We start from the raw sequence: 19,047 nt of genomic DNA on the forward strand, positions 1-19,047 counted from the left end.
CGGTGTATGCCGCCCTTTATTTCTTTGTGAGCAACCAAAGTGAGTCTTTATGAAAATCAAAGCGCCTGAAGCGTTAATGGCTGCCGAGGTCACTCGCCGTGGGTTGATGAAAACCACGGCAATAGGCGGTCTGGCGGTTGCCAGCAGCGCCTTTACGCTCCCTTTTACCCGTCTGGCGTCGGCGGCGGAGGCTCTGTCTCCCGCTTCAGCCCCGGAAAAAGTGGTGTGGAGTGCCTGTACCGTTAACTGTGGTAGCCGTTGTCCTCTGCGTATGCATGTTGTGGACGGTGAAATCAAATATGTCGAAACAGACAATACCGGCGATGATAACTACGAAGGGTTACATCAGGTTCGTGCCTGTCTGCGTGGCCGTTCAATGCGCCGTCGCGTTTATAACCCGGATCGTCTGAAATACCCAATGAAGCGCGTCGGTAAGCGTGGGGAAGGGAAGTTCGAGCGTATTAGCTGGGACGAAGCCTACGATATTATCGCGACTAACATGCAGCGCCTGATCAAAGAGTATGGCAACGAATCCATCTACCTCAACTACGGCACCGGGACGCTGGGCGGTACCATGACCCGCTCCTGGCCGCCGGGTAAAACGCTGGTGGCGCGCCTGATGAACTGCTGCGGCGGCTATCTCAATCATTACGGCGACTACTCTTCCGCACAGATTGCTGCGGGTCTGAACTACACCTACGGCGGCTGGGCAGACGGTAACAGCCCGTCGGATATCGAAAACAGTAAACTGGTGGTGTTGTTCGGTAACAACCCAGGCGAAACCCGGATGAGCGGCGGTGGGGTAACCTATTATCTTGAGCAGGCGCGCGCCAAATCCAACGCACGTATGATCATCGTCGATCCGCGCTATACCGATACCGGCGCGGGACGTGAAGACGAGTGGATCCCTATTCGCCCTGGTACCGATGCGGCGCTGGTCAATGCGCTGGCGTATGTGATGATCACTGAAAACCTCGTCGATCAGCCGTTCCTTGATAAATACTGCGTTGGTTATGACGAGAAGACCCTGCCAGCCAGCGCACCGGCTAACGGGCATTACAAAGCGTACATTCTTGGTCAGGGCAGCGACGGGGTAGCGAAAACCCCTGAGTGGGCATCCACCATTACCGGCATTCCAGTCGAGCGTATTGTTCAGCTGGCCCGTGAAATTGGTTCAGCAAAACCGGCTTATATCAGCCAGGGATGGGGACCACAGCGTCACGCGAACGGCGAAATTGCCACCCGCGCTATTTCTATGCTCTCGATTCTGACTGGCAACGTTGGTATTCACGGCGGTAATAGCGGGGCGCGTGAAGGCTCGTATGAAGTCCCGTTTGAACGTATGCCAACGCTGGATAACCCGGTTCAGACCAGCATCTCCATGTTTATGTGGACGGACGCGATCGAGCGCGGCCCGGAAATGACCGCGCTGCGTGACGGTGTTCGGGGCAAAGATAAGCTGGACGTGCCGATCAAAATGATCTGGAACTACGCCGGTAACTGCCTGATCAACCAGCACTCTGAAATCAACCGCACCCATGAAATTTTGCAGGACGACAAGAAGTGCGAAATGATTGTGGTGATCGACTGCCACATGACCTCATCGGCGAAGTATGCCGATATTCTGCTTCCAGACTGCACCGCGTCTGAGCAGATGGATTTCGCGCTGGACGCCTCCTGCGGCAACATGTCCTATGTGATCTTCACTGACCAGGCCATCAAACCGCGCTTCGAGTGCAAAACCATTTATGAGATGACTTCCGAGCTGGCGAAACGTCTTGGCGTTGAGCAGCAGTTCACTGAAGGACGTACTCAGGAAGGGTGGATGCGCCATCTGCACGAGCTCTCACGCAAAGCCATTCCTGACCTGCCGGACTTCGATACCTTCCGCAAGCAGGGCATGTACAAGCAGCGCGATCCCGAAGGGCATCACGTGGCGTATAAAGCCTTCCGCGACGATCCGCAGGCCAATCCGCTGACCACGCCGTCGGGCAAAATCGAGATCTACTCCGAAGAGCTGGCAAAAATTGCTGCAACGTGGGAATTGCCGGAAGGGGATGTTATCGATCCGCTGCCGATTTATACGCCAGGCTTCGAAAACTACAACGATCCGCTGACGGCGAAATTCCCGCTTCAGTTGACCGGTTTCCACTACAAAGCGCGTGTTCACTCCACCTACGGCAACGTTGACGTACTGAAAGCGGCCTGCCGACAGGAGATGTGGATCAACCCGATGGATGCGAAAGCGCGCGGCATCAGTAATGGCGATCGCGTACGTATCTTCAACGGACGTGGCGAAGTGCATATCGAAGCTAAAGTGACTCCGCGTATGATGCCTGGCGTTGTCGCGCTGGGGGAAGGGGCCTGGTATAACCCGGATGCGAACCGTATCGATCAGGCGGGCTGCATCAACGTTCTCACTACGCAGCGTCCGTCGCCGCTGGCGAAGGGCAACCCATCCCACACAAACCTCGTTCAGGTTGAAAAGGCGTAAGGAGTAACCGATGACAACCCAGTATGGATTTTTTATTGATTCCAGCCGCTGCACCGGGTGCAAAACCTGCGAGCTGGCCTGCAAGGATTACAAAGATCTGACCCCGGACGTTAGCTTCCGTCGTATTTATGAATACGCGGGCGGCGACTGGCAGGAGGACAACGGCGTCTGGCATCAGGATGTCTTCGCCTATTACCTGTCGATTGCCTGCAACCACTGCGAAGATCCGGCCTGCACCAAGGTCTGCCCGAGCGGGGCAATGCACAAGCGCGACGACGGTTTTGTGGTGGTGGACGAGGATGTCTGCATCGGCTGTCGCTACTGCCACATGGCCTGCCCGTACGGCGCGCCGCAGTACAATGCCGCCAAAGGCCACATGACCAAGTGCGACGGCTGCCATAGCCGCGTGGCGGACGGCAAAAAGCCCATCTGCGTCGAATCCTGCCCGCTGCGCGCGCTGGACTTTGGCCCGATTGAAGAGCTGCGCAAAAAACACGGTCAGCTTGCTGCCGTCGCGCCGCTGCCGTCTGCGCACTTCACGAAGCCGAGTATTGTGATTAAACCTAACGCCAACAGCCGTCCGACGGGTGACACCACCGGCTACCTGGCAAACCCGAAGGAGGTGTGAGATGGGAAGTGGATGGCATGAATGGCCGCTAATGATCTTCACGGTCTTTGGGCAGTGCGTGGCGGGCGGGTTTATCGTCCTTGCGCTGGCGCTGTTAAAAGGGAACCTCAATGCTGAACAGCAGCAGCGTTTGGTGTTAAGCATGTTTGGCCTGTGGGTGTTGATGGGCATTGGGTTTATCGCCTCTACGCTGCACCTGGGCTCACCGATGCGCGCGTTCAACTCCCTGAACCGCGTAGGTGCCTCTTCGCTGAGTAACGAGATTGCCAGCGGGGCAATCTTCTTTGCCGTTGGCGGGCTGGGGTGGTTACTGGCAGCGGTGAAAAAGCTGCCGTCAGGGTTACGCGCGTTGTGGCTCATCGTCACCATGGTACTGGGCGTTGTCTTCGTCTGGATGATGGTCCGGGTGTACAACACCATCGATACCGTTCCGACCTGGTACAGCGTCTGGACGCCGATGAGCTTCTTCCTGACCATGTTTATTGGCGGGCCGCTGCTGGGTTATCTGCTGCTGCGTGTGGCTGGCATTAATGGTTGGGCGATGCGCCTGCTGCCCGCGGTCTCGCTGCTGGCGCTGGTAATCAGTACCGTTGTCGCGCTCATGCAGGGAGCGGAGCTGGCGACCATTCACAGCTCTATCCAGCAGGCTTCGGCGTTGGTGCCGGATTACGGTTCGCTGATGGCCTGGCGTGTGGTGCTGCTGACGGCGGCGCTGGTGTGCTGGATTGCCCCTCAGCTTAAAGGTTACTCGCCTGCGCTGCCGTTACTGTCCCTGGCCTTTGTGCTGGTGCTGGCAGGGGAGTTAATTGGTCGCGGCGTATTTTACGGTCTGCATATGACGGTCGGTATGGCTATCGCCAGCTAATTTTTAGATTTTGTTATAAAAAGCCGGGACATAGCGCCCGGCTTTTCTTTTTTCATTCATGAAATTTTTCGACTGATGTTTCGTTGTAAAAATTCCCGGAAATAAATAAAAACAAATAGATAATTAATATCAGTAGCAGGCTTTGCATTAGCAGGATGAGTTTTTTAAATCGACAAGGCGCATAACGTGCGTGACGCCTGAACCGGTGGATTGACTTTGTTTTTGCCAGTGGCATGATGCGCACGAAATCTGAACTTCCTCACGGTTTTTAATCCATGACCACCTATACCCGCCCGGTGCTTTTGTTGCTCTGTGGCCTGCTTTTGCTGACCCTGGCGATCGCGGTGTTAAACACACTCGTCCCGCTATGGCTCGCCCATGAAAACTTACCGACCTGGCAGGTGGGTATGGTTAGCTCGTCCTTTTTTACGGGCAATCTGCTGGGCACCTTATTAACGGGCAGCCTTATTAAGCGCTTTGGTTTTAACCGCAGTTATTATCTGGCGTCGCTGATCTTTGCCGTCGGCTGCGCCGGTTTAGGCCTCATGGTCGGCTTCTGGAGCTGGATGGTCTGGCGCTTTATTGCGGGCGTCGGCTGCGCCATGATCTGGGTGGTGGTTGAAAGTGCGCTAATGTGCAGCGGAACGTCCCGTAATCGCGGGCGTCTTCTGGCGGCCTATATGATGGTTTACTACGTCGGTACCGTTCTGGGACAGCTGATGGTCAGCAAACTGCCAACAGACCTGATGAGCGTGCTGCCGTGGGTGACGGGCATGGTTCTGGCGGCGATCCTGCCGCTGCTCTTTACCCGCATTGTGAATCAAAACAGCGAGCATCAGGAAGCTACCCACGTCTGGCCGATGCTGAGACTGCGCCAGGCGCGTCTGGGGGTTAACGGCTGCATTATTTCCGGGATTGTGCTGGGCTCGCTCTATGGCCTGATGCCGCTCTATCTTAACCATCAGGGCGTCAGTGATTCCGGGATCGGTTTCTGGATGGCGGTGATGGTCAGCGCGGGGATTGTCGGCCAGTGGCCGATTGGCCGCCTGGCGGACCGCTTTGGTCGTCTGCTGGTGCTGCGCGTCCAGGTTTTCGTGGTCATCATGGGCTGTCTCGCCATGCTCAGCAACGCCGCAATGGCGCCTGCGCTGTTCATTCTGGGAGCTGCGGGCTTTACGCTCTATCCGGTCGCGATGGCCTGGGCCTGTGAGAAAGTTGAGCATCACCAGCTGGTTGCAATGAACCAGGCTTTGTTGCTGAGTTACACCATCGGCAGTTTACTGGGTCCGACGTTTACCGCTATGCTCATGCAAAATTATTCTGACAATCTGCTGTTTATTATGATCGCCAGCGTGTCGTTTATTTATCTGTTAATGCTGCTGCGCAAAGTGGGCGAACATCCAACGCCAGTGGCCCATGCATGACTTATTAAAAGCCTGTCGATGACAGGCTTTTTTGTCCCTGTCACATATAAGACTTTTACTTATTGTGAGTTTTTACTGCCTGGCGATAATTCAAATGAGTTTACCACTAAAAGGCAGCAATCATGTCTACTCGTCGTTTTTCCACTACCGCACTTTCCGTAGTGTTGGCTTTAACGTTTGCAACGGCTCCGGCCATGGCTAATCCTGGAAACGGGAATGGTGGTGGTCACGGAAACGGTGGCGGACAAGGTAATAGCGGCAATCATGGTAACGGGAACGCTGGTAACCATGGTAATAAACACAATAACGGTCAGGATAACCCTGGGAAATCGGATAAGAGCTTTAAAAACAGCAAAGATGTCGGTAATGATGTGGATGCTCGCGTGAGCTTCGATCATGCCCGCCATCTGGCACTGAATTACGGCTTAACGGGCTACGACTCTCTGCCTCCGGGAATTGCGAAAAACCTGGCGCGCGGTAAGCCACTGCCTCCGGGCATTGCGAAGAAAACCGTGCCAGCCGATATGCTGGGTCAGCTTCCTTCCTATCCGGGCTATGAATGGCGCGTAGTAGGTGACGACCTGGTCTTAATTGCGCTGAGTACGGCGATTGTGACTTCCGTTATTAATGGCGTCTTTAAATAGAATATAAAAAGGCCCGGTTTTCACCGGGCCTTTTCGTTAATACATGACCTTGTGGCCATACTGCTCAAGAATACCTTTGACGCGCTCCATCGTCTCTTTTTTCGGCGGCTTCACGCCATCGAGTTTGTACTCTTCACCCATCGCCACCCATTTATGTTTACCCAGCTCGTGATAGGGCAGGAGTTCAATTTTCTCCACGTTACCCATATCCCGGGTAAATTCACCCAGACGATGTGCAGAGTCATCATCATCTGACCAGCCCGGCACCACCACGTAGCGGATCCAGGTCTTGACGCCTTTGTTGGCAATGTATTTGGCAAATTCCAGGGTACGGTGGTTTGAAACGCCAACCAGATTCTGGTGGATCTCATCGTTCATCTGCTTGAGATCGAGCATGACCAGATCGGTCACTTCAAGCAGTTCATCAATAACCGGATCGTAACGGCGCACAAAGCCGTTGGTGTCGAGGCAGGTATGAATGCCTTCTTTGTGGCAGGCGCGGAACCAGTCGCGCACAAACTCAGCCTGAAGAATGGCTTCACCGCCGGATGCCGTCACGCCACCGCCGGACGCGTTCATGAAGTGGCGATAGGTCACCACCTCTTTCATCAGATCTTCAACGGTGACTTCTTTACCGCCATGGGTGTCCCAGGTGTCACGGTTATGGCAGTACAGGCAGCGCATCAGGCAGCCCTGGAAGAAAGTGATAAAGCGGATCCCCGGGCCATCGACGGTGCCACAGGATTCAAAGGAGTGAATGCGACCAATAATTGACATTGCGGTGATATCTCCGAATTTGGCCCATCCGGGGGCCTATGTAGATGCACAGCTCAAAGGCTATGTCGAGTCTGTTTTGGCTGTTATCCATTAAGTATAGATAGCGGACAAAAGAGACTGATGAAGCGAGGGTGTTAAAAAGGCCCCACTTGCGTGGAGCCTTTATTGTACGCTTTTTAACGCGTGATTTCAGTCAATTCCACTTACATGGACTGAGTGAAAGTACGGGTAATAACGTCCTGCTGCTGTTCTTTCGTCAGGGAGTTAAAACGTACTGCGTAGCCAGATACGCGGATGGTCAGCTGAGGATATTTCTCAGGATGTTCCATCGCGTCGAGCAGCATTTCACGGTTCATCACGTTCACGTTCAGGTGCTGACCACCTTCGATGGACGCTTCGTGGTGGAAGTAACCATCCATCAGACCCGCCAGGTTAGTTTTACGCACTTCGTCGTCTTTACCCAGCGCGTTTGGCACGATAGAGAAGGTGTAAGAGATACCATCTTTCGCGTAAGCAAACGGCAGTTTAGCAACGGAGGTCAGAGAGGCAACCGCACCTTTCTGGTCACGACCGTGCATTGGGTTAGCACCTGGGCCGAATGGCGCGCCAGCACGACGACCGTCTGGGGTGTTACCGGTTTTCTTACCATACACAACGTTAGAGGTGATGGTCAGAACAGACTGAGTCGGGATAGCGTTACGATAGGTAGTGAGTTTCTGAATTTTCTTCATGAAACGTTCTACCAGGTCAACCGCCATGTCATCAACGCGAGCGTCGTTGTTACCAAACTGCGGATATTCGCCTTCGATTTCGAAGTCGATAGCCAGACCATCTTCGTCACGAATTGGTTTAACTTTCGCATATTTGATTGCAGACAGGGAGTCAGCCGCAACGGACAGACCTGCGATACCACACGCCATGGTGCGAACGACGTCACGGTCGTGCAGCGCCATCAGAGAGGCTTCGTAGCTGTACTTGTCGTGCATGTAGTGGATAACGTTCAGCGCGGTCACGTACTGTTTAGCCAGCCAGTCCATGAAGTGGTCCATGCGGTCCATGACTTCGTCATAGTTCAGCACGTCGCCTTTGATCGGTTCAGACTTAGGACCAACCTGCATTTTCAGTTTTTCATCAACGCCGCCGTTGATTGCGTACAGCATGGTTTTCGCCAGGTTTGCACGCGCACCGAAGAACTGCATTTGCTTACCAACAACCATTGGACTTACGCAGCAAGCGATAGCGTAGTCATCGTTGTTGAAGTCAGGACGCATCAGGTCATCGTTCTCATATTGCAGAGAAGAGGTGTCGATGGACACTTTAGCGGCGAATTTCTTGAAGTTCAGAGGCAGTTTTTCAGACCACAGAACGGTGATGTTCGGCTCCGGAGAAGGACCCATGGTGTACAGGGTGTTCAGGAAGCGGAAGCTGTTTTTGGTTACCAGAGTACGACCATCTACGCCCATACCGCCGATAGATTCGGTTGCCCAGATTGGGTCACCAGAGAACAGCTCATCATATTCTGGGGTACGCAGGAAGCGAACCATACGCAGTTTCATGACCAGGTGGTCAATCATTTCCTGAGCGTCTTGTTCAGTGATTTTGCCTGCTTTCAGGTCACGTTCGATGTACGCATCCAGGAAGGTGGATACGCGGCCGAAGGACATTGCTGCACCGTTCTGAGACTTAACAGCGGCCAGGTAGCCGAAGTAGGTCCACTGGATAGCTTCCTGAGCGTTGGTAGCAGGACCAGAGATATCGCAGCCGTATTTAGCCGCCATCTCTTTGATCTGACCCAGCGCACGGTGCTGTTCAGCGATCTCTTCACGCAGACGGATAGTCGCTTCCAGGTTTACGCCGTTTTCCAGGTCAGACTGGAGAGAGACGAACTGCGCGTATTTGTCTTTCATCAGGAAGTCGATACCGTACAGCGCAACGCGACGGTAGTCACCGATGATACGGCCACGGCCATAGGCATCTGGCAGACCGGTCAGAACGCCAGATTTACGGCAGTTCAGAATGTCTTTGGTGTAAACATCGAATACGCCCTGGTTATGGGTTTTGCGGTATTCGGTGAAGATTTTTTTCAGCATTGGGTCCAGCTCGCGGTTATACGCTTTGCAGGAACCTTCAACCATTTTGATACCACCGAACGGGATGATTGCGCGTTTCAGTGGTGCTTCAGTTTGCAGACCGACGATTTTCTCAAGGGCTTTGTTGATGTAGCCAGCATCGTGAGAAGTGATGGTAGAAGCAACGGAGGTGTCAAAATCAACTGGCGCGTGAGTGCGGTTTTCCAGTTTAACGCCTTCCATCACGCTGTCCCACAGCTTGGTGGTTGCGTCAGTCGCACCAGCCAGGAAGGATTCGTCACCTTCATACGGGGTATAGTTTTTCTGAATGAAGTCACGGACGTTGACTTCATTCTGCCAGTCACCTTTCGTAAAACCTTCCCAGGCTGTGGCTAACTTTTCATTAAGCTCGGACATGTAACACCTACCTTCTTAAGTGGATTTTTTATTTACTGCCTGAGACAACCATTAATGATGATCGCCGCCACGCAGGTAAATGACCCAGTATGTCAACCCAACTAACAGACCCCCACCGATAATGTTCCCGATAGTGACGGGGATCAGGTTATCAGTAATGAAGTTCATAATAGTCAGGTGTGAAAAACTTTCCGGGGTTGAACCTACAGCAGTCCAGAACTCCGGGCTTGCAAAGTTGCGGATAACAATACCCATCGGGATCATGAACATATTCGCAATACTGTGCTCAAAGCCGCTGGCAACAAACATCGCAACCGGCAGAACCATAATCATGGCTTTATCCATCAGGCTACGACCAGAGTAGCTCATCCAGACCGCCAGGCAGACCATCAGGTTTGCGAGGATGCCGAGAGCAACAGCTTCGATAAATGTATGGTGCATTTTGTGGTCGGCGGTTTGCAGGACGTTAAGCCCCCAGCCGCCGTTGGCGGTCATATACTCGCCAGAGAGCCACATCAACAGAACAAAGAGCAGACAGCCAATCAGGTTGCCAACGTAAACGTTGAGCCAGTTGCGCCCCAGTTGACCCCAGGTAATTCTTCCGCTGGCTTTTGCCACCACAATCAGCACCGTTGAGGTGAAGAGGTCGGCGCCGCAGATGACGCAGAGAATCAGGCCCAGTGAGAAGCAAATACCACCAATCAGTTTCGCTATGCCGAAAGGCATCCCGGCAGTGCCGGTGGTGGCTGTGATATAGAAGACGAAAGCGATGGAGATGAACACCCCAGCCGTAATGGCCAGAAAGAACGTCGTCATCGGATGTTTCGTGGCTTTGTAGACACCCGCTTCTTCGGCAACTTTCGCCATCGCAGCGGGGAGTAATAGATCAAAAGGGTTGTCAGCTTTCACACTAACTCTCTCTTTATTAAGTCGGCGACGAGATACTAACAAAGCATTATAGAAGAGAAATTGATATAGATCATATCTCGCCTGGCTTATAGGCCCGCAGTGTGTATGGTTTTACAGCAAAAGCGGAGTAAGTATTTGATTATCCGTGTAAAAATAAATTTTAAAAGTTATGAAAAGAGTTGAATTTTTTCCTTCAGCCTCCCGTGGAACAGTTAATTAAAATGGAGTATTTATTATAATTAGTAACAGTAAAGCTCAGGTAAGCGTTTTTATATTTACCCGTGGTTAACTTAATTATTACAATTAAACGTCATTGCGGAAAAATAAAAAAAAGGGGCAATGAAATTGCCCCGTAATATAGCTCAGGCGATTGAATACGCCTACAGCCATTAATGTTATATGCGCTTATTTTGACCAGTAAGCGGCTTTTGCCTTCTGCAATTTTTCATACGCATTCAGCAGTGACTGATGCGCCGGGAAGGCTTTCAGATCGCTGTCAACCGCTTGCAGGCCGTAGAATGGTTCTTCACCGCTCAGCGCCGCGCTGGCAGCTTCAACGGCATCCGCACCGTACATACGTACAAATGCGTTCAGATACTGCAATGGCTCGCGGTCGTCTTCCTGAGAAAGCAGGAGCAGCGTTTGCAGGCAACGGTAATAGTTTGTGCGCTCGGCGGAGAAGACGGACTGGTTAAACTCCATCGTCCACTCGGTCCAGGCCAAAGCCTGATCCAGATCGCCGCCCGCCAGCGCCAGCATCGCTTTCAGCTCGCCGATGCGCAGGGTGTACCAGCCGTTATCTTTTCCGGTCGCCAGACCCAGCAGTTCGCGCACGCGGGTGAAATCATCGTGTCCTTCTTCGTCCAGCTGGGCGATCAGGTTCAGATAATCTTCTTTATCCCACTCGCTGCCTGGCAGGGCCAGCAGGGTTTCACGCAGATGCGCGCCCATGCTGTTGTTCGCCAGCCACAGATCTTCTGCCGGATAAATGTCCGACATACCTGGCACAATAATACGGCACGCGTAAACACCGAGGTGTTCATAGTCGGCAATGTAAACTTCCTGATCTTCCGCGTTGAAGATCGCCATCAGGGTGGCGAATTCTTCTTCCGTCGTACCGGCAAAGCTCCAGTCCACGAACGGATAGTCCGCGTCCTGTTTGAACATATCCCAGGAGATCAAACCGCTGGAGTCGATGAAGTGTGTTTCGAGGTTGGTGTGCTCGGCGACTTCTTCGTCATCAAAGGTTGGCGGAGTAAAGACATCGAGATCTTTCAGGCTACGACCTTGCAGCAGTTCGGTTACGGTACGCTCCAGCGCCACGCCGAAGTCCGGGTGCGCGCCGAAGGAGGCGAAGCAGGTGCCATTTGCCGGGTTGAACAGTACCACGCAGATAACCGGATATTTGCCGCCCAGAGAGCCGTCATAAGCAAAGATTGGGAAACCTTCTGCTTCCAGTTTGGCGATGGATTCCACCACGCCCGGGTAGCGCGCCAGCACGTCAGCCGGGATCTCCGGCAGGCTGATGGATTCAGCAATAATGCGGTTTTTGATATGACGCTCGAAAACTTCAGACAATCCCTGCACGCGCGCTTCGTTGCGGGTATTACCGGCAGACATGCCGTTAGACACATACAGGTTGCCGACGATGTTCATCGGGATATAAACGGTCTGCTCGTCAGACTGACGGGTGAACGGCAGGGCGCAGATCCCACGATCCTCATTGCCGGATTGCAGGTCGATCAACATGCTGCCGGTCAGTTCGTTTTCCGGATCGTAGAACGCGCGCAGGCGGGCATCGAGAATGCCTTCCGGCAGTTCATCGTTTTCGGTCAGCGGGAACCATTTTTCGTTCGGATAGTGAACGAACGGACCGTTGGCAATAGTTTCGCCCAGCCAGAAGTCGGCGAAGAAGTAGTTGGTGGACAGACGCTCAAAATACTCACCCAGTGCAGAGGCCAGCGCCGCTTTTTTGGTCGCGCCTTTACCGTTGGTAAAGCACAGCGCACAGTCTTTGTCGCGAATATGCACGGACCAGACGTGAGGCACCGGATTCAGCCAGGAGGCTTCTTCGATATTAAAGCCCAGGTCGGTCAGTTTCTGCTGGAAGCGAGCGATGGAATCTTCCAGAGCGGCGTCTTTGCCGGGGATAAACGTTTGAGTCATGGCGTTCACTTTTATCGTACGTAAAGCGCGCAATGATACGGGTTTTGCGTGACGGGTGCTATCTCCGGCGAAAATAAATGGCTGGACTATGCTTATAAGCAGTAACCTACTGTTAAGGCATAGAAAAATGAAAGCTTTCGATCTCCAGCGGATGGCGTTTGATAAAGTCCCTCCTGAGTTTTTAGGCGAAGTAGCGCTGCGCAGCCTGTACACCTTTGTACTCGTTTTCCTGTTTCTGAAAATCACCGGACGTCGCGGCGTGCGGCAGATGTCGCTGTTTGAAGTGCTGATCATCCTGACGCTGGGGTCGGCGGCAGGGGACGTTGCCTTTTATGACGATGTGCCGATGGTGCCGGTCTTTATCGTCTTCGTGACGCTTGCACTGCTGTACCGGCTGGTCATGTGGCTGATGTCGAAAAGTGAGAAACTGGAAGATCTGCTCGAAGGGAAGCCGGTGGTGATTGTCGAAGATGGTCAACTGGCCTGGGAGAATGTGCAAAGCGCCAATATGACGGAGTTTGAGTTCTTTATGGAACTCCGTTTGAGCAGCGTTGAGCAACTGGGGCAGGTGCGTCTGGCGATTATGGAAACGAATGGTCAAATCAGCGTCTATTACTATTCCGACGATGAGGTGAAGCCCGGCCTGTGCATCCTGCCGGATATGCTCATCGAGCGATACAAAACTGTACCTGAAGCGGGCGAGTACGCCTGCATAAAATGTAGTCATGTCGTGGTTATGCAGGCGGGCGAACATCAATTATGCCCCCGCTGTACGAATCCAGAATGGACGAAGGTTAGCCGGGCTAAACGCATCACCTGACAGCGATTTTGTCGGTTTTGTGACAACGGTACGGCAGATTGTATTGTGTGACGAGGGGCACATTTCTTCGGCCATCAGTTTTAGACATTGCGGCGCGTGTCACTGAATGATAAAACCGATATCCACAGTTATAACTTATGGCTTTTAGCGTGGTGAGGGGAAATGGCTCAAGTCTTTAATTTCAGTTCAGGTCCGGCAATGTTACCGGCAGACGTGCTCAAACAGGCTCAACAGGAGCTGTGTGACTGGAACGGTCTGGGTACGTCGGTGATGGAAGTCAGCCACCGGGGTAAAGCGTTTATTCAGGTGGCGGAAGAAGCAGAAAAGGATTTTCGCGATCTGCTGAACATTCCCTCGAACTACAAAGTATTGTTCTGTCACGGCGGTGGACGCGGCCAGTTTGCGGGTATCCCGCTCAATCTACTGGGCGACAAAACCACCGCTGATTACGTTGATGCCGGCTACTGGGCGGCCAGTGCGGTAAAAGAAGCGCACAAATATTGCACGCCGAATGTCATCGATGCCAAAGTGACCGTTGACGGTCTGCGCGCCGTGAAGCCGATGAGTGAGTGGCAGCTTTCTGACAACGCCGCGTATCTTCACTACTGCCCGAACGAAACCATCGACGGTATTGCCATTCACGAAGAGCCAGACTTTGGCGAAAATGTCATTGTGACGGCGGATCTCTCTTCAACCATTCTGTCCACCCCGCTGGATGTCAGCCGCTACGGCGTCATCTACGCGGGTGCCCAGAAAAACATCGGTCCTGCGGGTCTGACTATCGTTATTGTGCGTGAAGACCTGCTGGGGAAAGCCCATAAGTCTTGCCCGTCAATTCTGGATTACACCGTCCTGAACGACAACGATTCCATGTTCAACACCCCACCAACGTTTGCCTGGTATCTCTCCGGCCTGGTCTTCAAATGGCTGAAGCAAAAAGGCGGTGTGGCGCAGATGGATAAGATCAATCAGCAAAAGGCTGAACTGCTGTACGGCGTGATCGACAAGAGCGATTTCTACCGTAACGATGTCGCCAAAACTAACCGTTCGCGCATGAACGTGCCGTTCCAGCTGGCGGACAGCAACCTGGATAACGTGTTCCTGGAAGAGTCCTTCGCGGCGGGTCTGCATGCGCTGAAAGGCCACCGTGTGGTAGGCGGAATGCGCGCCTCTATCTATAACGCCATGCCGCTGGAGGGCGTTAAAGCCCTGACTGATTTCATGATCGACTTCGAACGTCGTCACGGTTAATTGGCTGTTTTTCACCCCCGCAGCGTTCCTGCGGGGTTTTTATTATGTTGAGTTGAGAGTTGAGTTTCATGGAATCCCTGACGTTACAACCTATCGCGCGGGTAGATGGCACCATTAATCTGCCTGGTTCAAAAAGTGTCTCGAACCGCGCTCTGCTGCTGGCAGCTCTGGCAAACGGCACCACCGTCCTCACTAATCTGCTGGACAGCGATGACGTGCGCCATATGCTCAATGCACTGAAAGCGTTGGGCGTTCAGTACGCGCTGTCTGACGATCGTACCCGTTGTGAAGTCACCGGTAACGGCGGCGCGTTACATTCTGCTGAAGCGCTGGAGCTTTTCCTGGGTAACGCCGGTACAGCGATGCGTCCTCTGGCCGCAGCGCTGTGTCTGGGGAGTAACGATATTGTGCTGACCGGTGAGCCGCGAATGAAAGAGCGTCCGATCGGCCATCTGGTGGATGCCCTGCGTCAGGGCGGCGCGCAGATTGATTATCTTGAGCAGGAAAATTACCCGCCCCTGCGTCTGCGCGGGGGATTCACTGGCGGCAATGTTGAGGTTGACGGTAGCGTTTCCAGCCAGTTCCTGACCGCGCTGCTGATGACCGCACCGCTGGCACCACAGGACACCGTCATCAGCATTAAAGGCGACCTGGTTTCTAAGCCGTACATTGATATCACCCTGCACCTGATGAACACCTTTGGTGTTGAGGTGGAAAACCAGTCTTATCAGCGTTTCGTGGTTCGCGGTGGGCAGCAGTACCAGTCGCCGGGCCACTACCTGGTTGAAGGCGATGCTTCATCCGCCTCCTATTTCCTTGCCGCAGGCGCGATTAAAGGCGGTACGGTTAAAGTGACGGGCATTGGCCGCAACAGCGTGCAGGGCGATATCCGTTTTGCTGACGTGCTGGAAAAAATGGGCGCGGTGGTGACCTGGGGCGATGACTTCATCTCCTGTACCCACGGTGAGCTGAACGCCATCGATATGGATATGAACCATATTCCGGATGCGGCGATGACCATTGCCACCGCTGCGCTGTTTGCGAAAGGCACCACCACGCTGCGAAACATTTACAACTGGCGTGTGAAAGAGACGGACCGCCTGTTCGCGATGGCAACCGAGCTGCGTAAAGTGGGGGCCGAGGTAGAAGAGGGCGAAGACTACATTCGCGTCACGCCGCCGGCAAAACTGCAATTTGCAGAAATTGGCACCTACAACGATCACCGCATGGCGATGTGTTTCTCGCTGGTGGCGTTGTCAGATACGCCAGTCACTATCCTTGATCCGAAGTGTACGGCAAAAACGTTCCCGGACTACTTCGAACAGCTGGCGCGCATTAGCACCCTGGCCTGATGATCGTATGCCGCATCACCTGATGCGGCATTTCCTTACGCTTTCTGACACTCATCCTCTTTCATTTCTTCTACACTCTGCTTCAATCATTCCGTAATTTGCACGCAAAGGTAACAGTTGCGCACGTTGGCGCGTATAATGCGCGGCGTTCATGTAAACGGTATGCCTTAATTAAGGAGAAAAAGATGACGGCAATTGCCCCGGTAATCACCATTGATGGGCCAAGTGGCGCAGGGAAAGGTACTCTGTGCAAAGCGATGGCGGAAGCATTGCAATGGCATCTTTTAGATTCGGGAGCAATCTATCGCGTGCTGGCGCTGGCTGCGCTGCATCATCATGTGGATGTTGCGTCTGAAGAAGCGCTGGTACCGCTGGCTGCGCATCTGGATGTGCGCTTTGTCTCGACCGATGGCAACCTTGAAGTGATCCTGGAAGGGGAAGACGTCAGCGGTGAAATCCGTACGCAAGAAGTGGCCAATGCGGCCTCTCAGGTGGCGGCTTTCCCACGCGTTCGTGAAGCGCTGTTACGTCGCCAGCGCGGTTTCCGTGAAGCGCCGGGGCTGATCGCCGACGGCCGCGACATGGGAACCGTGGTATTCCCCGATGCGCCAGTGAAAATTTTCCTTGACGCCTCTTCAGAAGAACGTGCTCAACGCCGCATGCTTCAGTTGCAGGAAAAGGGGTTTAGTGTTAACTTTGATCGCCTTTTATCCGAGATAAAAGAGCGCGATGACCGCGATCGTAACCGCGCCGTCGCACCACTTGTTCCCGCGCAAGACGCATTAGTGCTGGATTCAACCAGTTTAACTATTGAGCAAGTGATTGAAAAAGCGCTACAATATGCGCGCCAAAAACTGGCACTCGCGTAATCGCGACCGATTTAGCAGTACCCCCGCTGCAATGGATTGACGGCGGGTATGTGAAACAACCCCATCCGGCACGGAGCCAGGTGGACGTTAATATTAACCTGAAGATTAAACATGACTGAATCTTTTGCTCAACTGTTTGAAGAATCCTTAAAAGAAATCGAAACCCGTCCGGGTTCCATCGTTCGTGGCGTTGTTGTTGCTATCGACAAAGACGTTGTACTGGTTGACGCCGGTCTGAAATCTGAGTCTGCCATCCCGGCTGAGCAGTTCAAAAACGCCCAGGGCGAGCTGGAAATCCAGGTTGGTGACGAAGTTGACGTTGCTCTGGACGCAGTAGAAGACGGCTTCGGCGAAACCCTGCTGTCTCGTGAGAAAGCTAAACGTCACGAAGCATGGATCACGCTGGAAAAAGCTTACGAAGAAGCTGAAACTGTGGTCGGTGTTATCAACGGCAAAGTTAAAGGTGGCTTCACTGTTGAGCTGAATGGTATTCGTGCGTTCCTGCCAGGTTCTCTGGTAGACGTTCGTCCAGTCCGTGACACCCTGCACCTCGAAGGCAAAGAGCTTGAGTTCAAAGTAATCAAGCTGGACCAGAAGCGTAACAACGTTGTTGTTTCCCGTCGTGCCGTTATCGAATCCGAAAACAGCGCAGAACGCGATCAGCTGCTGGAAAACCTGCAGGAAGGCATGGAAGTCAAAGGTATCGTTAAGAACCTCACTGACTACGGCGCATTCGTTGACCTGGGCGGCGTTGATGGCCTGCTGCACATCACCGACATGGCGTGGAAACGCGTTAAGCACCCAAGCGAAATCGTGAACGTGGGCGACGAAATCACTGTTAAAGTGCTGAAGTTCGACCGCGAGCGTACTCGTGTATCCCTCGGCCTGAAACAGCTGGGCGAAGATCCATGGGTAGCTATCGCTAAGCGTTACCCAGAAGGTACTAAACTGACTGGTCGCGTTACCAACCTGACTGACTACGGCTGCTTCGTTGAAATCGAAGAAGGCGTTGAAGGTCTGGTGCACGTTTCCGAAATGGACTGGACCAACAAAAACATCCACCCATCCAAAGTTGTTAACGTTGGTGATGTAGTGGAAGTGATGGTTCTGGATATCGACGAAGAACGTCGTCGTATCTCCCTGGGCCTGAAGCAGTGCAAAAACAACCCATGGCAGCAGTTCGCGGAAACCCACAACAAGGGCGACCGTGTTGAAGGTAAAATCAAGTCTATCACTGACTTCGGTATCTTCATCGGCCTGGACGGCGGCATCGATGGCCTGGTTCACCTGTCTGACATCTCCTGGAACGTTGCAGGCGAAGAAGCAGTTCGTGAATACAAAAAAGGCGACGAAATCGCAGCAGTTGTTCTGCAAGTTGACGCAGAGCGTGAGCGTATCTCCCTGGGCGTTAAACAGCTCGCAGAAGATCCGTTCAACAACTGGGTTGCACTGAACAAGAAAGGCGCAATCGTAAACGGTAAAGTGACTGCTGTTGACGCTAAAGGCGCAACCGTAGAACTGGCTGACGGCGTTGAAGGTTACCTGCGCGCTTCCGAAGCTTCACGTGACCGCGTTGAAGATGCAACTCTGGTTCTGAGCGTTGGTGACGACGTTGAAGCTAAGTTCACCGGTGTTGACCGTAAGAACCGTGCAATCAGCCTGTCTGTTCGTGCTAAAGACGAAGCTGATGAGAAAGATGCAATCGCAACTGTGAACAAACAGGAAGATGCAAACTTCTCTAACAACGCAATGGCTGAAGCTTTCAAAGCAGCTAAAGGCGAGTAAGTTCAGGTTCGCACCATCATTTGAGCTGTAACGCATTTACAGCGCGAAGGATGGAGAGCAGACTTGACAGATTGCAGGATTCGTCCTGTAATCAATAACAAAGGGCGGCTACGGCCGCCCTTGTTTAATAAGCTGTTCAGCTAATGGGTTTGAAAGGAACCGGAGGAATCATGACCAAGTCAGAATTGATTGAAAGACTTGCCAGTCAGCAACCGCATATCCCTGCCAAGGCTGTGGAAGATGCCGTTAAAGAGATGCTGGAGCATATGGCTACCACTCTTGCCCAGGGCGAGCGCATTGAAATCCGCGGTTTCGGTAGTTTTTCTCTGCACTATCGTGCACCACGTACCGGGCGTAACCCGAAGACTGGCGATAAAGTGGAGCTGGAAGGAAAGTATGTTCCGCACTTTAAGCCGGGTAAAGAACTGCGCGATCGCGCCAATATTTACGGTAACTGAGTTTAATCATCAGGGTTAAACTGAGTTTAAAGAAAGCACCTTAGGGTGCTTTTTTTGTATCCCGCCCCTGCATTTCTGAATACGCGCCGCATTTTAATTTTCTCTTTGCTGTAAGCGCT

The 19,047-nt window shown here is 53.0% G+C and carries 15 protein-coding genes; 11 read left to right on the forward strand and 4 right to left on the reverse strand.

Going from position 1 to position 19,047, the window contains the following annotated elements; all coding sequences use genetic code 11:
• Positions 1-49 precede the first annotated feature (49 nt).
• The 5 genes from dmsA (at position 50) to KTH07_RS05105 (ending at position 6,055) form a co-directional block, all read left to right on the forward strand.
• Complete coding sequence (gene dmsA, locus KTH07_RS05085) at positions 50-2,494, forward strand: dimethylsulfoxide reductase subunit A (RefSeq protein WP_015570977.1); 2,445 nt, start codon at positions 50-52, stop codon at positions 2,492-2,494.
• A 10-nt stretch (positions 2,495-2,504) separates the two neighbouring features.
• Positions 2,505-3,122 (forward strand): DMSO/selenate family reductase complex B subunit, encoded by a 618-nt coding sequence (locus tag KTH07_RS05090; RefSeq protein ID WP_017384835.1) that lies wholly within the window; start codon positions 2,505-2,507, stop codon positions 3,120-3,122.
• Position 3,123: 1 nt separating this feature from the next.
• Positions 3,124-3,987 (forward strand): dimethyl sulfoxide reductase anchor subunit family protein, encoded by an 864-nt coding sequence (locus tag KTH07_RS05095; protein ID WP_017693703.1) that lies wholly within the window; start codon positions 3,124-3,126, stop codon positions 3,985-3,987.
• Between the two features lie 275 nt (positions 3,988-4,262).
• Positions 4,263-5,411, forward strand: coding sequence for an MFS transporter (locus KTH07_RS05100; protein ID WP_003858254.1), 1,149 nt, complete (start codon positions 4,263-4,265; stop codon positions 5,409-5,411).
• 122 nt (positions 5,412-5,533) lie between these two features.
• Positions 5,534-6,055, forward strand: a complete 522-nt coding sequence (locus KTH07_RS05105) for an anti-virulence regulator CigR family protein (RefSeq protein ID WP_032619976.1) — start codon at positions 5,534-5,536, stop codon at positions 6,053-6,055.
• A 36-nt stretch (positions 6,056-6,091) separates the two neighbouring features.
• On the opposite strand, the gene pflA is transcribed toward KTH07_RS05105, so the two are convergent.
• The 4 genes from pflA to ycaO all read right to left on the reverse strand — a co-directional run bounded on the left by pflA (position 6,092) and on the right by ycaO (position 12,393).
• Positions 6,092-6,832 carry a pyruvate formate lyase 1-activating protein gene (pflA, locus tag KTH07_RS05110; protein WP_003858250.1) on the reverse strand — a complete coding sequence of 247 codons (741 nt, stop codon included), beginning with the start codon at positions 6,830-6,832 and terminating at the stop codon, positions 6,092-6,094.
• 203 nt (positions 6,833-7,035) lie between these two features.
• Positions 7,036-9,318: a formate C-acetyltransferase gene (gene pflB / locus KTH07_RS05115; protein ID WP_003858247.1), complete on the reverse strand. Its 2,283-nt coding sequence runs from the start codon at positions 9,316-9,318 to the stop codon at positions 7,036-7,038.
• A gap of 51 nt (positions 9,319-9,369) precedes the next feature.
• A complete protein-coding gene (gene focA, locus KTH07_RS05120) occupies positions 9,370-10,227 on the reverse strand; it encodes a formate transporter FocA (RefSeq protein WP_017384832.1) in 858 nt (285 codons plus the stop codon).
• Between the two features lie 405 nt (positions 10,228-10,632).
• The gene (gene ycaO, locus KTH07_RS05125) at positions 10,633-12,393 is read right to left on the reverse strand and encodes a 30S ribosomal protein S12 methylthiotransferase accessory factor YcaO (RefSeq protein WP_023303388.1); all 1,761 of its coding nucleotides are present in this window, start codon (positions 12,391-12,393) and stop codon (positions 10,633-10,635) included.
• Positions 12,394-12,520: 127 nt separating this feature from the next.
• Here ycaO and KTH07_RS05130 point away from each other — a divergent pair, with 127 nt between their 5' ends.
• From KTH07_RS05130 to ihfB, 6 genes are all read left to right on the forward strand, one after another.
• A complete protein-coding gene (locus KTH07_RS05130; protein WP_023303389.1) occupies positions 12,521-13,213 on the forward strand; it encodes a DUF421 domain-containing protein in 693 nt (230 codons plus the stop codon).
• A gap of 162 nt (positions 13,214-13,375) precedes the next feature.
• On the forward strand, positions 13,376-14,464 hold the full coding sequence (gene serC, locus KTH07_RS05135) for a 3-phosphoserine/phosphohydroxythreonine transaminase (RefSeq protein ID WP_017384829.1): 1,089 nt from the start codon (positions 13,376-13,378) through the stop codon (positions 14,462-14,464).
• A gap of 68 nt (positions 14,465-14,532) precedes the next feature.
• Positions 14,533-15,816, forward strand: a complete 1,284-nt coding sequence (gene aroA / locus KTH07_RS05140) for a 3-phosphoshikimate 1-carboxyvinyltransferase (RefSeq protein ID WP_032103946.1) — start codon at positions 14,533-14,535, stop codon at positions 15,814-15,816.
• Between the two features lie 185 nt (positions 15,817-16,001).
• A complete protein-coding gene (gene cmk, locus KTH07_RS05145; protein WP_015570968.1) occupies positions 16,002-16,685 on the forward strand; it encodes a (d)CMP kinase in 684 nt (227 codons plus the stop codon).
• A 111-nt stretch (positions 16,686-16,796) separates the two neighbouring features.
• Complete coding sequence (gene rpsA, locus KTH07_RS05150) at positions 16,797-18,470, forward strand: 30S ribosomal protein S1 (RefSeq protein ID WP_003858235.1); 1,674 nt, start codon at positions 16,797-16,799, stop codon at positions 18,468-18,470.
• Positions 18,471-18,640: 170 nt separating this feature from the next.
• Positions 18,641-18,928 (forward strand): integration host factor subunit beta, encoded by a 288-nt coding sequence (gene ihfB / locus KTH07_RS05155; RefSeq protein ID WP_003858233.1) that lies wholly within the window; start codon positions 18,641-18,643, stop codon positions 18,926-18,928.
• Positions 18,929-19,047: the final 119 nt, after the last annotated feature.

The sequence above is a fragment of the Enterobacter cloacae complex sp. ECL72 genome (genome assembly GCF_019056635.1).
GTDB classification, from domain to species: domain Bacteria; phylum Pseudomonadota; class Gammaproteobacteria; order Enterobacterales; family Enterobacteriaceae; genus Enterobacter; species Enterobacter hormaechei_C.

Excerpts from the sequence above, each read along its gene's own strand:
- dmsA (WP_015570977.1), top strand. The coding sequence starts at position 50 with ATGAAAATCAAAGCGCCTGAAGCGTTAATGGCTGCCGAGGTCACTCGC.
- KTH07_RS05090 (WP_017384835.1), top strand. The coding sequence starts at position 2,505 with ATGACAACCCAGTATGGATTTTTTATTGATTCCAGCCGCTGCACCGGG.
- KTH07_RS05095 (WP_017693703.1), top strand. The coding sequence starts at position 3,124 with ATGGGAAGTGGATGGCATGAATGGCCGCTAATGATCTTCACGGTCTTT.
- KTH07_RS05100 (WP_003858254.1), top strand. The coding sequence starts at position 4,263 with ATGACCACCTATACCCGCCCGGTGCTTTTGTTGCTCTGTGGCCTGCTT.
- KTH07_RS05105 (WP_032619976.1), top strand. The coding sequence starts at position 5,534 with ATGTCTACTCGTCGTTTTTCCACTACCGCACTTTCCGTAGTGTTGGCT.
- pflA (WP_003858250.1), bottom strand. The coding sequence starts at position 6,832 with ATGTCAATTATTGGTCGCATTCACTCCTTTGAATCCTGTGGCACCGTC.
- pflB (WP_003858247.1), bottom strand. The coding sequence starts at position 9,318 with ATGTCCGAGCTTAATGAAAAGTTAGCCACAGCCTGGGAAGGTTTTACG.
- ycaO (WP_023303388.1), bottom strand. The coding sequence starts at position 12,393 with ATGACTCAAACGTTTATCCCCGGCAAAGACGCCGCTCTGGAAGATTCC.
- KTH07_RS05130 (WP_023303389.1), top strand. The coding sequence starts at position 12,521 with ATGAAAGCTTTCGATCTCCAGCGGATGGCGTTTGATAAAGTCCCTCCT.
- serC (WP_017384829.1), top strand. The coding sequence starts at position 13,376 with ATGGCTCAAGTCTTTAATTTCAGTTCAGGTCCGGCAATGTTACCGGCA.
- aroA (WP_032103946.1), top strand. The coding sequence starts at position 14,533 with ATGGAATCCCTGACGTTACAACCTATCGCGCGGGTAGATGGCACCATT.
- cmk (WP_015570968.1), top strand. The coding sequence starts at position 16,002 with ATGACGGCAATTGCCCCGGTAATCACCATTGATGGGCCAAGTGGCGCA.
- rpsA (WP_003858235.1), top strand. The coding sequence starts at position 16,797 with ATGACTGAATCTTTTGCTCAACTGTTTGAAGAATCCTTAAAAGAAATC.
- ihfB (WP_003858233.1), top strand. The coding sequence starts at position 18,641 with ATGACCAAGTCAGAATTGATTGAAAGACTTGCCAGTCAGCAACCGCAT.